Annotated in this window: 12 protein-coding genes; 7 read left to right on the top strand and 5 right to left on the bottom strand. The window is 67.9% G+C overall.

Annotated elements, in window-relative coordinates:
• Positions 1-2: 2 nt before the first annotated feature.
• Both ACFVJ3_RS19125 and ACFVJ3_RS19120 read left to right on the top strand, forming a co-directional pair.
• Positions 3-1,391, top strand: coding sequence for an aspartate aminotransferase family protein (locus ACFVJ3_RS19125; RefSeq protein WP_378453514.1), 1,389 nt, complete (start codon positions 3-5; stop codon positions 1,389-1,391).
• A 130-nt stretch (positions 1,392-1,521) separates the two neighbouring features.
• A complete protein-coding gene (locus tag ACFVJ3_RS19120) occupies positions 1,522-4,803 on the top strand; it encodes an NAD-glutamate dehydrogenase domain-containing protein (protein ID WP_378453513.1) in 3,282 nt (1,093 codons plus the stop codon).
• 44 nt (positions 4,804-4,847) lie between these two features.
• Here the strand turns inward: ACFVJ3_RS19120 and pxpB are convergent, their stop codons facing one another.
• Together pxpB and ACFVJ3_RS19110 are read right to left on the bottom strand one after the other, a co-directional pair.
• A complete protein-coding gene (gene pxpB / locus ACFVJ3_RS19115) occupies positions 4,848-5,468 on the bottom strand; it encodes a 5-oxoprolinase subunit PxpB (protein ID WP_378453512.1) in 621 nt (206 codons plus the stop codon).
• Positions 5,468-6,226 carry a LamB/YcsF family protein gene (locus ACFVJ3_RS19110; protein ID WP_378453511.1) on the bottom strand — a complete coding sequence of 253 codons (759 nt, stop codon included), beginning with the start codon at positions 6,224-6,226 and terminating at the stop codon, positions 5,468-5,470. The genes pxpB and ACFVJ3_RS19110 overlap by 1 nt, the downstream gene beginning before the upstream one ends.
• Before the next feature lie 116 nt (positions 6,227-6,342).
• On the opposite strand from ACFVJ3_RS19110, the gene ACFVJ3_RS19105 reads away from it, so the two are divergent.
• The 4 genes from ACFVJ3_RS19105 to ACFVJ3_RS19090 all read left to right on the top strand — a co-directional run bounded on the left by ACFVJ3_RS19105 (position 6,343) and on the right by ACFVJ3_RS19090 (position 9,259).
• Positions 6,343-7,500: a hypothetical protein gene (locus ACFVJ3_RS19105; RefSeq protein WP_378453510.1), complete on the top strand. Its 1,158-nt coding sequence runs from the start codon at positions 6,343-6,345 to the stop codon at positions 7,498-7,500.
• On the top strand, positions 7,497-8,258 hold the full coding sequence (locus ACFVJ3_RS19100; RefSeq protein WP_378453509.1) for an ESX secretion-associated protein EspG: 762 nt from the start codon (positions 7,497-7,499) through the stop codon (positions 8,256-8,258). The genes ACFVJ3_RS19105 and ACFVJ3_RS19100 overlap by 4 nt, the downstream gene beginning before the upstream one ends.
• Before the next feature lie 63 nt (positions 8,259-8,321).
• On the top strand, positions 8,322-8,735 hold the full coding sequence (locus ACFVJ3_RS19095; protein ID WP_378453508.1) for a hypothetical protein: 414 nt from the start codon (positions 8,322-8,324) through the stop codon (positions 8,733-8,735).
• Complete coding sequence (locus ACFVJ3_RS19090) at positions 8,732-9,259, top strand: DUF3558 domain-containing protein (protein WP_378453507.1); 528 nt, start codon at positions 8,732-8,734, stop codon at positions 9,257-9,259. Before ACFVJ3_RS19095 ends, ACFVJ3_RS19090 begins: the two co-directional genes overlap by 4 nt.
• A 76-nt stretch (positions 9,260-9,335) precedes the next feature.
• On the opposite strand, the gene ACFVJ3_RS19085 is transcribed toward ACFVJ3_RS19090, so the two are convergent.
• Genes ACFVJ3_RS19085 through ACFVJ3_RS19075 form a run of 3 tightly spaced genes read right to left on the bottom strand, consistent with a single transcriptional unit; the run spans position 9,336 to position 12,074 of the window.
• Positions 9,336-10,229, bottom strand: a complete 894-nt coding sequence (locus ACFVJ3_RS19085) for a metal ABC transporter permease (RefSeq protein ID WP_378453506.1) — start codon at positions 10,227-10,229, stop codon at positions 9,336-9,338.
• Positions 10,226-11,104 (bottom strand): metal ABC transporter ATP-binding protein, encoded by an 879-nt coding sequence (locus ACFVJ3_RS19080; RefSeq protein ID WP_378453505.1) that lies wholly within the window; start codon positions 11,102-11,104, stop codon positions 10,226-10,228. Before ACFVJ3_RS19080 ends, ACFVJ3_RS19085 begins: the two co-directional genes overlap by 4 nt.
• Positions 11,105-11,117: 13 nt before the next feature.
• Positions 11,118-12,074, bottom strand: coding sequence for a metal ABC transporter solute-binding protein, Zn/Mn family (locus ACFVJ3_RS19075; RefSeq protein WP_378453504.1), 957 nt, complete (start codon positions 12,072-12,074; stop codon positions 11,118-11,120).
• 138 nt (positions 12,075-12,212) lie between these two features.
• Here ACFVJ3_RS19075 and ACFVJ3_RS19070 point away from each other — a divergent pair, with 138 nt between their 5' ends.
• Positions 12,213-13,301: a LacI family DNA-binding transcriptional regulator gene (locus ACFVJ3_RS19070; RefSeq protein ID WP_378453503.1), complete on the top strand. Its 1,089-nt coding sequence runs from the start codon at positions 12,213-12,215 to the stop codon at positions 13,299-13,301.
• Position 13,302 lies beyond the last annotated feature (1 nt).

The raw sequence follows: 13,302 nt of genomic DNA, 5'->3' as shown, positions 1-13,302 counted from the left end.
TCATGACGACGACAGTCTGCCAGGAACTCCTCCCCACCGGTCAGTCCCTCGACGCGGCCCGCGCCGAGGGGGAGCGGGCGTATGCCCTCGACCGTGCGCACGTGTTTCATTCGTGGTCCGCGCAGGAGCAGATCACCCCGATGACGATCCTCGCGTCCGAGGGTTCGTACGTGTGGGACGGCGCCGGGAACCGCATGCTCGACTTCTCGTCCCAGCTCGTCAACACGAACATCGGGCACCAGCACCCGAAAGTCGTTGCCGCCATTCAGGACCAGGCCGCGAAGTTGTGCACCATCGCACCGCAGTACGCGAACGACGCCCGCTCCGAGGCCGCGCGGCTGATCGCCGAGCGGACCCCGGGTGACCTGAACAAGGTGTTCTTCACCAACGGCGGCGCTGACGCCAACGAGCACGCGGTGCGCATGGCTCGGCTGCACACCGGCCGCTACAAGGTGCTGTCGCGGTACCGCTCGTACCACGGTGGCACGGACACCGCGATCAACCTCACCGGCGATCCGCGCCGGTGGCCCAACGACTACGGCAACAGCGGAGTCGTCCACTTCCACGGACCGTTCCTGTACCGGTCGCAGTTCCACTCCGAGAACGAGCAGCAGGAAACCGAGCGCGCGCTCGAGCACCTCGACCAGCTGATCCGTCTCGAGGGGCCGAACTCGATCGCAGCGATCGTGCTCGAATCGGTTCCCGGGACCGCGGGGATCATGGTGCCCCCGCTCGGTTACATGGCCGGTGTGCGCGAGATCTGCGACCGCTACGGCATCGTGTTCATCGCCGACGAGGTGATGTCCGGGTTCGGCCGGACAGGAAAGTGGTTCGCGATCGACCATTTCGGTGTCGTTCCCGACCTGATCACGTTCGCGAAGGGGGTCAACTCCGGCTACGTGCCGCTCGGCGGTGTCGCGATCAGCGAGAAGATCGCGGCGACGTTCGCCGACCGGCCGTACCCCGGCGGACTCACCTACTCGGGACACCCGCTCGCCACCGCGGCCGCCGTTGCGACGATCAACGCGATGGAGGACGAGCGGATCGTCGAGAACGCGGCCCGGATCGGCAGCGAAATCCTCGGTCCCGGGCTGCGTGGCCTCGCCGACCGGCACCCGTCGATCGGTGAAGTCCGCGGGCTCGGCGTGTTCTGGGCGATCGAACTGGTCTCCGACCGTGCCACGAAGGAACCGCTCGCACCGTACGGCACCTCCAGTCCGGCGATGAACGAAGTGATCGCGGCGTGCAAGGCGGGTGGATTGCTGCCGTTCGCCAACTTCAATCGCATTCACGCTGTGCCGCCGTGCACCGTCACCGAGGCCGAGGCCCGTGAGGGGCTCGCGATCCTCGACACTGTCCTCGACATCGCGGACGCACACCGCAACTCCTGACACACCCCGTCTGCCGACACACCCGTGTCCTGACACTCGATCCGTCCCGCGGTCAATGGCGCCCGCGGGACGGATCTTTCTCGTTTTCCACGACAACCACACGGCGCCCGGATCTCAACGGAGAGAATCTATGAGCTCGACCACGTCCACGCTCGCACTGTCCCTGCCGGAAGGCTATGTCGAGGAACGGGATCGGCCGCCGGTTCCCGACGTCGCCATCCTCGACCGACTGACCGCCGACGCATTCGACCTGCACGTCGACACCGTCGGACCGAACGAAAACCGGCAATTCCGGGTCACGCTCTACAGCGGAGGCTCGACCGTGTCGCTCGAGCGGGTGCTCCGACTCCTCGGGAGTCTCGACCTCGAGGTCGTCGACCAGCGGACGTCGGTGTTCCGCCGCGCCGACGGATTGGTGTGCCGGCTCTACGACTTCCGGGTGTCCGCGGGACCGCTCGTCGCGTCCGCGGTGGCGTCGGGATCTGTCGAACCCGAGGCCGTCCTGGAAACGTTTCGTGCGATGTGGTCGGGCCGCGCGGAGGCGGACCGGTTCAACGTGCTGGTGCTAGCCGCCGGCCTGGACTGGCGGGAGGTGGTGCTCCTGCGCGCGTACGCACGCTTCCTGCGGCAGAGTGCTCTGCCCTACGACCAGGGCCGGATCGAGGCGGTCCTGCTGTCGCGTCCCGAGTTCGCGTCGGCGCTCGTGGATCTGTTCCACGCGCACTTCGATCCATCCCGTCCCGGTGGCGGCACCTCCCGCGACGACGAAGTCGAACCGCGTGCGCGCCGAGTCGAATCGCTGCTGGCCGAGGTGGAGGGCCTCGACGCCGACCGGATCCTGCGCGCCTACTCGAGCCTCGTCGCGGCGACGACCCGCACGAACTTCTATCGGGACGGAGCCCTCGGTCCGGCTCGGCCCCAGTTGTCGCTGAAGTTCCGCTCCGCCGAGATCGACGAGCTTCCGCGACCGCGGCCGTTCTACGAGGTCTTCGTGTATTCACCGGAAATGGAGGGCGTGCACCTGCGATACGGACCCGTCGCGCGCGGCGGGCTCCGCTGGTCCGACCGTCTCGACGACTACCGCACCGAGATCCTCGGACTCGTCAAGGCGCAGGCGGTGAAGAACGCCGTCATCGTGCCCGCGGGCGCCAAGGGCGGTTTCGTCGTGCGCAATCCGTCGTCCACCGGCCAGGAGTGCTACCGGCAGTTCATCTCCGGTCTGCTCGACGTCACCGATAACCGTTCGGACACAGCCGAATCAGTTCATCCGGACCGTGTCGTGTGCCGGGACGGTGACGACCCCTACCTCGTGGTGGCGGCGGACAAGGGCACTGCCACGTTCTCCGACGCCGCCAACGAGGTTGCCCGGACGTACGACTTCTGGCTCGGTGACGCGTTCGCGTCCGGCGGTTCGGTCGGCTACGACCACAAGAAGATGGGCATCACCGCGAAGGGTGCGTGGGTGAGCGTCACCCGGCATCTGGCCGAACTCGGTATCGATGTCGACCGTGACAGTTTCAGAGTTACGGGGATCGGCGACATGAGCGGCGACGTCTTCGGGAACGCCATGCTGGCGAGTGCCGGCATCGGGCTGGTCGCCGCGTTCGACCACCGCCACATCTTCGTCGACCCCACTCCCGGCCGGGAGCAGGCCTGGCAGGAACGCCGCCGGTTGTTCGAGCTGCCGAGGTCGTCGTGGGCCGACTACGACCGGACCCTCATCAGTGAGGGTGGCGGCGTCTGGTCGCGCGAGTGCAAGTCGATCCCGGTGAGCAGCCAGATACGGACGGCGCTCGGCCTCGCTCCGTCGGTGACGACGTTGACGCCGCCGGAGATGATCCGCGCCATCCTCGCCGCCCCGGTGGACCTCCTGTTCAACGGCGGAGTCGGGACGTACGTCAAGGCCTCGTCGGAGTCGCACACGGACGCGGGTGACAAAGCGAACGACACCGTCCGGATCGACGCGGGCCGACTGCGTGCACGCGCCGTCGCCGAGGGCGGCAACCTGGGCATGACGCCGCTCGCCCGCATCGAATTCGCCCGCGCGGGTGGGCTCGTCAACACGGATGCACTGGACAACTCGGCCGGAGTGGACTGCTCGGACCACGAGGTGAACATCAAGATCCTGCTCGACTCGCTGCCCGTCGACCGGCGGCTGGACCCGGCTCGGCGCTCGGACCTGCTCGGGGCGCTCACCGACGACGTGTCGGAACTCGTGCTCGCGAACAATCGCGCGCAGAACCGGGTACTCGGCGACGCCCGGTCGAACGCCCACCGGATGGTGGACGTGCACTCGAGGATGGTGAATGAGCTGGTCGACAAGTGCGGTCTGGACTGCGAGCTGGAGGCGCTCCCGAACGCCGAGGGGTTCGCCGAATTGTCGGAGGCAGGGCTCGGACTGACCTCGCCGGAACTGGCGACGCTCCTCGCCCACGCCAAGCTGGATCTCAAAGCGGAAGTCGAGGATACGGACGTCTTCGCCGACGGGTACTTCTCCGAACGGCTCGGCGCGTACTTCCCGGCTGCGCTGCGCTCCGTCCTCCCCGTCGACGCGCACCCCCTCCGCCAGGAGATCCTCGCCACCGAGATCGTGAACGACATCTTCGCCCGCGGCGGGCTCACGTATGCGTACCGGCTGCGTGAGGAGACGGGGGCCGCGCCGGCGGATGTGGTGCGCGCGTTCGTCATCACGTCGGAAGTGTTCGGGCTCGCGGAACTCTGGTCCGACATCGCCGCGGCGAAGCTGCCACCGGCGACAGAGTACGAGCTGGTCGTCGAGGCCCGCCGGCTGCTCGACCGGGCGTCGCGGTGGTTCCTCGCCAACCGTCGTCAGCCGCTGTCGGTGGACGCCGAGATCGACAATTTCCGACGCCACGTCCACACGCATTCCGGTGACGTCGGCGGATGGCTCCGCGGCGCGGAGGTGCTGGCGATGGAGGAAACGCGTCGCCTCTACGACGAGGCGGGCGTCGAGACGTCCATCGCCCGGCGAATCGCGGATGGCCTCTACCGGTTCAGCCTGCTCGACATCGTCGACGTCGCCCGCGAACTGGAGCACGACGTCGCCGAGGTGGCGCCGCTCTACTTCGCGCTCTCCGATCACCTCGGCGTGGATCAGTGGCTGATCAAGGTGTCGGCGCTTCCGCGGGGCGAGCGGTGGCACACCCTCGCCCGGGTGGCGCTGCGGGACGACCTGTACCGCAGCGTCAGGCTCCTGACACGGGACGTACTGTCGTCGGGGGAGCCCGGTGATGCGCCGGACTCCCGGATTCTGCTGTGGGAGAGTACGAACCGGGCGAGGATTGAGCGTGCTCGTCGGACGCTGGGGGAGATCGACGCCGCAGCCACCCCTGATCTCGCATCGCTGTCGGTCGCGGCGCGCCATGTGCGGTCCATGGCAGATCTGCACTGACACAATGCGCTTCGCGCCTGTGAGTACTTATTAACGTCGGGCGGTTAATAAGTACTCACGGGCGCGAAGCGCACGACGACGCCGGGGCGGAGCAGAGCGGGGGGAGTGCGTTCGGCATCCCAGATGGGTTCGTCGGTGGTGCCGATGAGTTGCCAGCCGCCGGGCGAGCTGCGGGGATAGATTCCCGTGAACTCCCCTCCCAATGCCACGGTCCCGGCGGGGACGGAGGTCCGAGGCGTCGCGCGTCGCGGCACGTGCAGTTCGGGTGCGCCGCCGGTGAGGTAGCCGAAACCGGGGGCGAAGCCGCAGAACGCCACCGTCCACGGTGTTCCGGTGTGTGCGGCGACGACGCCGTCGCCACCCAGACCGGTCAGCTCGGCCACGTCCTCGAGGTCGGGACCGTCGTAGCGCACGGCTATCCGGATCTCGTCGGGGGAATCCTCGGCGACCGCCGCCTCCGGTTCCGTGGTCCGCACCCACTTGGCGACGCGGTCACGGCTGGTCGCGCCGTGGTCGAACCGCACCAGGATGGTGCGCGCAGCCGGGATCACCTCCACGACTCCGGGTGGCCGGGAGTCGTCCAGCGCACGAAAATGCGCGAGCACGGTGCCGAGGTCCTCGAACTCGGCGAGGACTGCGCTTTCTCCGACGTCGAGGATGCGCATCACACGAACGCCTCCACCGTGATGCCCTCGGTGTCGAGCAACGACCGGATGGCAGTGGCCATCTCGACAGCTGCGGGCGTATCACCGTGCACGCAGACGGATTCGGCGGTGACCGTGAGTACTGTGCCGTCGATCGCTTCGACGGTGTGATCGACGACGAGACTGCGGACCCGTTCGGCCACCACCGCGGGATCGTGCAGGACGGCCCCGTCCGTCGTGCGCGGCACCAGCGTTCCCTCGGGGGTGTATGCGCGGTCGGCGAACGCCTCGGTGACCGTCCGCAGTCCCGCCTTCTCGGCCTCCTCGAGGAACACGGAACCGGGCAGACCGAGGACCGGAAGCGTCGGGTCGTACGCGCTGACCGCCTCGACCACCGCGCGGGCCTGCTCGCGATGATGCACGATCGCGTTGTACAGCGCGCCGTGCGGCTTCACGTACGCCACCGCCGAGCCGGAAACCTGGGCGAGACCGTCGAGGGCGCCGATCTGATAGACGACGTCGGCCGTCAGGTCACGTGGGGCTACGTCGATGAACCGGCGCCCGAACCCGGCGAGGTCGTGGTAGCCCACCTGCGCGCCGATCCGCACCGTCAGCTCGGCCGCCGCCGAACAGGTGGCCAACAGGGTCGCGGGATCGCCTGCATGAAAGCCGCAGGCCACGTTGGCGCTGGTCACGAGCTTCAGCATCGCCAGGTCGTCGCCGAGGGTCCAGGCGCCGTAGCTCTCGCCGAGGTCGCTGTTCAGATCGATTGCCGGCACATATTCGATACTAGGGTTCCGAGTGCCGTCTTGTAGATTTCTCGCGGGGGCGGGCGGAACCGGTGAGGGTCCTGCTGCGTCAGAACAATTGACTGTGCGTCATCGGAGGGGGAATCGTGACCGACCCGGCATATATCAAGGATCCCGAGAACTTTCACTCGGACCAGTGGGACCACGCGAGGATCGCGAGTGCCGTCGCCGGCATGAATGTCGAGCACGTCAGCGGCATCGCAAGAGCCTGGGCCGAACTGGGGACGACGGCCCACCACGCGATCGTCGAGTTCAGCGACGCGATCAAGAAGACGATCAGCGAGAGCTGGCAAGGTGCTGCCGCGTCGGCGGCCTACTGCGAGACCGAGCGGTACTCGACCTCCGCGCCGCAGGCGCAGGAGCAACTTCACGGAGTGGCGGCCGCGCTGACGCCGCTGGCGGAGACGGTCGCGTCGCTTCGGTCGCAGGTTCCCGAAACCATCGGCACCGGACTGTGGGACAAGTTGACGCCCTGGGACACGGACACCGAAGACGAGTACTACCGGCGCGAGGACGAAGCGCGCGAGAAGATGGCCACGATCTACAACCCGGGACTCGCGACGTCGGACGGCAACGTCCCGTCGTTCACGAAGCCGGAGAGCATCGTCGACGTTCCTTCGGGTCCGGCCGGGCCCGGTATCGACTACGCGGGCGGCACCCCGAGTTCGACCGATCGGTTCGGCGGACCGAGCGCCGGGCAGCCGAATTCCGGCGACGCTCCCGTGAACGACCCCTCCGCCGAGCCAAGTGTGGACGGCGCACCCGCTGCGGACGGCACGCAGCAGAATGCAGCAACCACGCCGTCGGCTGCCACCGCACCGGCGACGACGGCCCCGGCCTCGGTGACGGGTGATCAGGCGCAGAGCCGGTCGGGCATGCCTTCCAGCGCCGATTCGTCCTCGGGCGCCGGCTCACGATCCGCAGGTGCGGGTGGGGGTCCTGGTGGAGGCGGGCTCGGCGTCGGCGGACTCGGCGGTGGCGTCGGCACCGGGAATCGGCCGGGGACCGTGGCACGGCCCGGCACCACCCCCGGGGTGGCGGGGGCCACCGCCGGAGGTCGCGCCGGTACCGGAATGCGGGGCACCGGCCCGATGGGCGGGGGAATGATGGGCGGCGCAGGGGGCGCCAAAGGCGGCGGCGAGGACAAGGAACACAAGACGCCCGACTACCTGATCACCCTCGACAACGGCAACGAGTTGATCGGCAAACTGCCCCTCGTCTCTCCACCGGTGATCGGCGCATGAACATGCGCAACTGGCGGCTGCGACCCGAACTGTTCGCCGTGCTGTGGGCCGGCACCGGCCAGGACCGCACCCCGTACCCGTTCCGGATAGTGAGCGCACACCCCGGGCTCAATGCATATGTCGCCGAGCAGAACCGGATACGAGAAGCCTTCGCGGGAGCCGAACACGACGATGTGAGGTCGGCGTTGGGCGTGCTCGCCGAGCCCGAGGCGTATGTCGAGATCTCCGGTTCCAGCGCCGATGAGACCCCGATCCGCATCATCGGTGCGCAACACCGGCAATGGGTGGTGATCGCGTCGCAGCTCCCCGGCCGGGTACCGCAGATCGGCGGCGACGTGGTGATCGGCGCCGGTGCGGCCGGGCGCCTGGGCGCCCAGCTGATCGGGCTGATCCCGCAGAACGCAGCAGGCCGACGCCGGTTCCAGCGTCGGGACGAACAGGACACCCACTTCTCTCGAGGAATCCTGCAGGAGGTCAATAGGGCGGCGCCCGCCCCGCGACTCGAATCCGCCGTGCAGAAGGGATACGCGGGACGCGGGAAGATCCGGGTCTTCCGCGGCCCCCGTTACGGCACCGGCAGGGACGTCGGCGTCATGCAATGGATCGACATCGCCGGCGACGGACGTTACGCGATCGGACCGCACGATCCTGCCGCTGCGCACCCGGCAGGCCCCGAACAGCTCGTATCTTCGCTCGACACCCTGATCGGGGTCGGTACCACTCCTCGAGCGGGGTCGGTCGGTGCCCGCGGTTGGTAGATTGCCACGCGCCGGCGATTGCACAGGTGGGGACACAGCAGGACACACGGAGGGGACACCAACATGGCGGGGCCAGAAGCACCGGAAGCCGGATGGAAGGCTTTCACCGAAAACGTCGTCGGGGGAGGCAGGCTCGAACTCGACACCGCCGGCATAGAGCGGTGCATCAAGCTGTGCCAGGAGCATGCGGAGTTGATGGGCGACTTGGCTGACAAAGCTCGTCAGAAGCTTCGGGCTGATGATCTGGGAATCGGTGAGCGGGACATCGACTCGGCGAAGAAACTCGCACGGAAATTCGACGAAAAGGCTATCGGAGGCGGCGGCATCGAATTCGCGAACACGGCGGTTGGCCTGTTCGCAGCGCATCAAACGTATGCCAAGGATATGAAATCGATGTTCGAGGCGGTCCTCGCGCGCTATAACGAGCAGGACGCGGCGATCGCGTTGAGTCTGGGTTCGGTCGGAGGCGACCTGTGAAACGTCGGTCGGAGAGCGTCGCTTCGGCATTCGGCATCGTGGCGATTGCCGCAATTGCAGGTTGTTCAACTCCAGTGGATGGTGCAGAGGCGCAACAACCCGTGAACGAGATTGCGTTTCACCCGTGTGACGGCTTTACCCAAGAGTCACTCAAAGCGGCGCAGATCGACGTGCGCGCAGGATCGCGGCTTTCGGACGAGTCGGCGAATCGCTCATGCTCATTTCGATCACGTAATCCTGACTACGGCGTCGTCATTTCGGCAATCGGTGAAGCACCCGACAGCGTGAAGAGCGACGACCGCTTCGACGTCCTGAGTGAGACCGAGATCGGCGGGCGGCGTGCTCTGGTGTCGGATTTCCGTGGCGGCAGTGCGTGCACGGTGTCGGTGGCGATCGAGCCGGGGATTCTCGAGTTCATGATCGGGTACAGCGAGTTGGAGGATTTCACGACCGTCGACGCGGCGTGTGATCAGGCGACGAAGGTGGCGACGACGCTGGCGCCGTATTTCCCCGACCACCTGTAGGTCAGAAGTTGTACTGAGCCTCCACTCTTCGGCGTGGGAGGGCCGGTTCGGCCGTCGGATCGCGGAGAGTGGCGGTTCAGTGCGTGTGTGTGTGGGTGGGGGTGATGCGTCCCGCGTTCTTGCGTCGGGAGGATCCGCTGAGCCGGCACACGAGGTAGATGACGAACGAGATCGTGGTGACGAAGCTCGACACGGGCACACCGGGTGCGAGCGACAGCAGGATGCCGCCGACGGCGGCGAGTTCGGCGAACACGATCGACAGGATCGTGGCCTTCAATGGGCTGGCGGTGACGTAGGCGGCGGCTGCGGCGGGGGTGATGAGCAGTGCCATCACCAGCAGGGCGCCGACGATCTGGACGCCGAGCGCGGCTGTGATGCCGACGAGCACGGCGAACACGATCGACAGCGCACGGACCGGCACGCCGCGGGCCTCGGCGACGTCGGGGTCGGTGCTGGCGAACAGGAGGGGACGGTAGATCAGGCCGAGGGCCCCGATGACCAGCACAGCGCAGAGCAGCAGCAGTTGCAGGCCGCTGTCTCCTGGCGCCACGATCTGGCCGATCAGCAGCGAGAAACTAGTGCCGGTGCGCCCTTGGTACGACCAGATGAACAGCACCGACAGGCCGAGCCCGAACGCCATGATGACGCCGATGACGGAGTCACGGTCGCGGGCCTTCGCGCCGAGTAGTCCGAACAGGACCGCCGCGACCACCGACCCGGCGATGGCGCCGGCTCCGACGCTGACGCCGATGAGCAGGGCCGCCGACGCACCGGTCAGGGACAGCTCGCTCGTGCCGTGCACGGCGAACGACATCTGCCTGCTCACGATGAGCGGGCCGATGGCTCCTGCCAGCAGGCCGAGGATGGCGCCGGCGATCAATGCCTGCTGGACGAAGTCGTACTGCAGGAGGTCGACGGTGGCCGAGACATCGAACATGTGCGACATCGCGTCGGTGAACTTGTTGCTCATGCGTGTCCCTCGTCCGTGTGGTGCACACCCTCGCCGGGGCGGAGGCCGCCCGCGCTGCCGAGCGCGTCGATGGCGTCGCCGGTGCCGATCACGACGAGACGGCCGCGTACGTGCAGCACCTCGACGTCGGTGCGGTACAGCTCGGACAGCACCTCCGACGTCATGACCTCTTCCGGTTTGCCGATGCGGAACTGTCCGTCGACGAGGTAGAGCACGCGGTCGACGAGCGGGAGGATCGGGTTGATCTCGTGGGTGACGAACAGGACCGCGGTGTCGTGGGTGCGTCGCCGCCGGTCGATGAGTCCCGACACGAGATTCTGGTTGGCCAGGTCGAGGCTGAGCAGCGGTTCGTCACACAGCAGGATCTGCGGATTGCCGACGAGGGCCTGCGCGATACGCAGTCGTTGCTGCTCGCCGCCGGACATGGAACCGATCGGCGCGTCCGCGTAGTTCTGGGCGCCGACTTCGGCGATTGCCGCGTCGACGATCGCACGGCGCCGGCCTCGCCGGAGGAGGCCGGTTCCCCACTGGTGGCCGTCGACTCCGAGGCCGACGAGGTCGCGGCCCCGCAGTGGCAGCCCGTCGTCGAGCGACTTCTGCTGGGGGATGTATCCGACGTGCGAATTGCCCTTCCGCGCCGGTGATCCGGCGATGCGCGCGGTGCCGGAGCTGAGGGCGAGCTGGCCGAGCAGCACCTTCAGCAGGGACGTCTTGCCCGACCCGTTGGGTCCGAGGACGGCGACGAATTCGCCGGGTTCCACGGTGATGTCGAGGTCCTGCCAGAGTGTGCGTTCGCCGAAGGACAGTCGCGCCCCCGTCAGTTCCAGTGCGGGGACGCGACCGTTGCCGGCGTTCTTCGAAGTGGGTTCTGTCACAAGCCGATCAGTTCTATTGCAGAGCCGCAGCAAGCGACTCGGCGGTCTTGGTCTGCCACTGAATGTAGTCCAGGCCTTCGGGCAGGGTTTCGGTCACCTCGACGATGGGGATTCCCGCCGACTCGGCCGTCGCCCGCACGTCCTGGGTGACCCGGTCCTGCGTCTGCACGTTGTAGACGAGGGCCTGCACCTGCTCGTCGGTGAGCAGCTGTCGCGTGGCCGCGATGGCGGCGGGTGCGGGGTCGTTGCCGTTCTCGATGGCGCTCGTGAAATCGGGCGGGGTGACGTCCTTCAGGCCCGCGGACTGCAGCAGGTAGTAGGCGATCGGTTCGGTCTGGACGACGGGTGCGTCCTTGTGTGCGGCCGCGATTCCGTCGGTGATCGCGGAGATCTGCTCGAGCTGACCGTGGAAGGTGGCGGCATTGGCCTTGTAGGCGTCGGCGTTGTCGGGGTCGAGTTGGCCGAGCTTGTCCGCGATGGACTGCGCGGTGGCGTCGACGGTGTCGACGTCGAACCAGACGTGTTCGTTCACGTCGCCGTGATCGTGGCCCTCGTGCGAGTCTCCGCCGTCCGAGTGCTCGTCCTCGCCCGCGTGCGCGCCGCCCTCGAGGAGGTCGAACGCGTTGACCGTGAGCTGGTCGCTGTTACCGGTGCCGATGATGTCGTCGACGAAGTGGTCGTACCCGCCGCCGTTGTAGACGATCAGGGAGGCGTCGGTGAGCTTGGCGGCGTCGGTGGGGCTCGCCTCGAACGAGTGCGGGTCGGACGACGGTTCGGTGATGATCGAGGTGACGTCCACCTTGTCGCCGGCGACTGCCTGCGCGACGCTGCCCCACACGTTCGTCGACGCGACGACGGTCAGCGCGCCGTCACTGGTCGTGTCGGAGCCGCAGGCGGTGAGGGTGAGGGCCGCGGCGAACGACAGCCCGACGGCCGCCGTGGCGGCACGAAAACCTGAGGAAGCGCGCACAGAAAACTCCTGACCGAAGACGAACGCTAAACGCTATTGGAAACCGTTACCGTTGCACTTTAGCGGATAGGTCCTGGTAGTGCACTTTCGGTGCAGCCCCGACGCGCCCGAACGCGGGCCGGGTACTAACGTCCCCCTATGCCCAGGTCTCGACAGCCTCGTCGCCAAGCCACGCTGGCGTCGCTCGCGGCCGAGCTCAATATTTCGCGAACGACGGTGTCCAACGCCTACAACCGGCCCGATCAACTCTCCGCGGAACTCCGCGACCGCGTGATGCAGGCGGCCAAGCGCCGCGGCTACCCCGGCCCCGACCCGGTGGCCCGATCCCTGCGCACCCGCAAGGCCGGTGCCGTGGGACTGCTGCTCACCGAGGCCCTCAGCTACTCCTTCCGCGACCCCGCCGCGATGAGCTTTCTGTCCGGACTGGCCGAGTCGTGCGAGGCCGCCGGGCAGGGTCTGCTCCTGATTCCGGCGGGTCCGGGTCGCGAGGAGGCGGACGCCGCCGCGGTCGTGCAGCAGGCGGGCGTCGACGGGTTCGTCGTGTACTCGGTGGCGGACGACGACCCGTACCTCGCGGCGGTGTGCGAGCGTCACCTGCCGGTGGTCGTGTGCGATCAGCCGCGGGAGATCCCGGGGGCATCGCTCATCGGCATCGACGACCGCGGCGCGATGCGGGGTCTCGCCGACTATCTGATCGGGCTCGGCCACCGCGACATCGGCGTGCTGAGCATGAGGCTCGGGCGCGACCGCTCGGACGGGGTGGCCGACGTCGAGCGTCTGCGGTCACCGAACTTCCACGTCCAGCGTGAACGCATCGAGGGGGTGCGTGACGCCATGTCCGACGCCGGCCTGGACCCTCGGACGCTGACCGTCGTCGAGCGGTTCGAGCACACCGGGAAGTCGGGGCACGCCGCTGCCGCGCAGGCACTCGGCGTGAATCCGCGGATCACCGCGCTCGTGTGCACCACCGACGTCCTCGCGCTCGGCGCGCTGGACTGGGCGCGCTGGCAGGGCATCGACGTGCCCGGCCGGCTGTCGATCACCGGATTCGACGGCGTCGACGACGCACTCCGCGAGGGCCTGACCACCGTGCGGCAACCTCAGGAGGAGAAGGGTCGCCGGGCAGGCGCCCTGCTCATGTCCCCGTCGCACTCCGGCGTCGCGACCGTCGAGATGCTCGAGACCGAACTGCTGCGGGGTTCGACGGCCGGGCCCGCCAAGCGCTGAC

It is taken from the genome of Rhodococcus sp. NPDC127593, assembly GCF_042671975.1.
In the GTDB taxonomy this organism is placed as follows: Bacteria; Actinomycetota; Actinomycetes; order Mycobacteriales; family Mycobacteriaceae; genus Rhodococcus_F.
This window is presented reverse-complemented; position numbering and strand designations above follow the sequence as displayed.

Coding starts and splice junctions, on each gene's coding strand:
- ACFVJ3_RS19125 (WP_378453514.1), top strand. CDS start 3: ATGACGACGACAGTCTGCCAGGAACTCCTCCCCACCGGTCAGTCCCTC.
- ACFVJ3_RS19120 (WP_378453513.1), top strand. CDS start 1,522: ATGAGCTCGACCACGTCCACGCTCGCACTGTCCCTGCCGGAAGGCTAT.
- pxpB (WP_378453512.1), bottom strand. CDS start 5,468: ATGCGCATCCTCGACGTCGGAGAAAGCGCAGTCCTCGCCGAGTTCGAG.
- ACFVJ3_RS19100 (WP_378453509.1), top strand. CDS start 7,497: ATGAACATGCGCAACTGGCGGCTGCGACCCGAACTGTTCGCCGTGCTG.
- ACFVJ3_RS19095 (WP_378453508.1), top strand. CDS start 8,322: ATGGCGGGGCCAGAAGCACCGGAAGCCGGATGGAAGGCTTTCACCGAA.
- ACFVJ3_RS19085 (WP_378453506.1), bottom strand. CDS start 10,229: ATGAGCAACAAGTTCACCGACGCGATGTCGCACATGTTCGATGTCTCG.
- ACFVJ3_RS19070 (WP_378453503.1), top strand. CDS start 12,213: ATGCCCAGGTCTCGACAGCCTCGTCGCCAAGCCACGCTGGCGTCGCTC.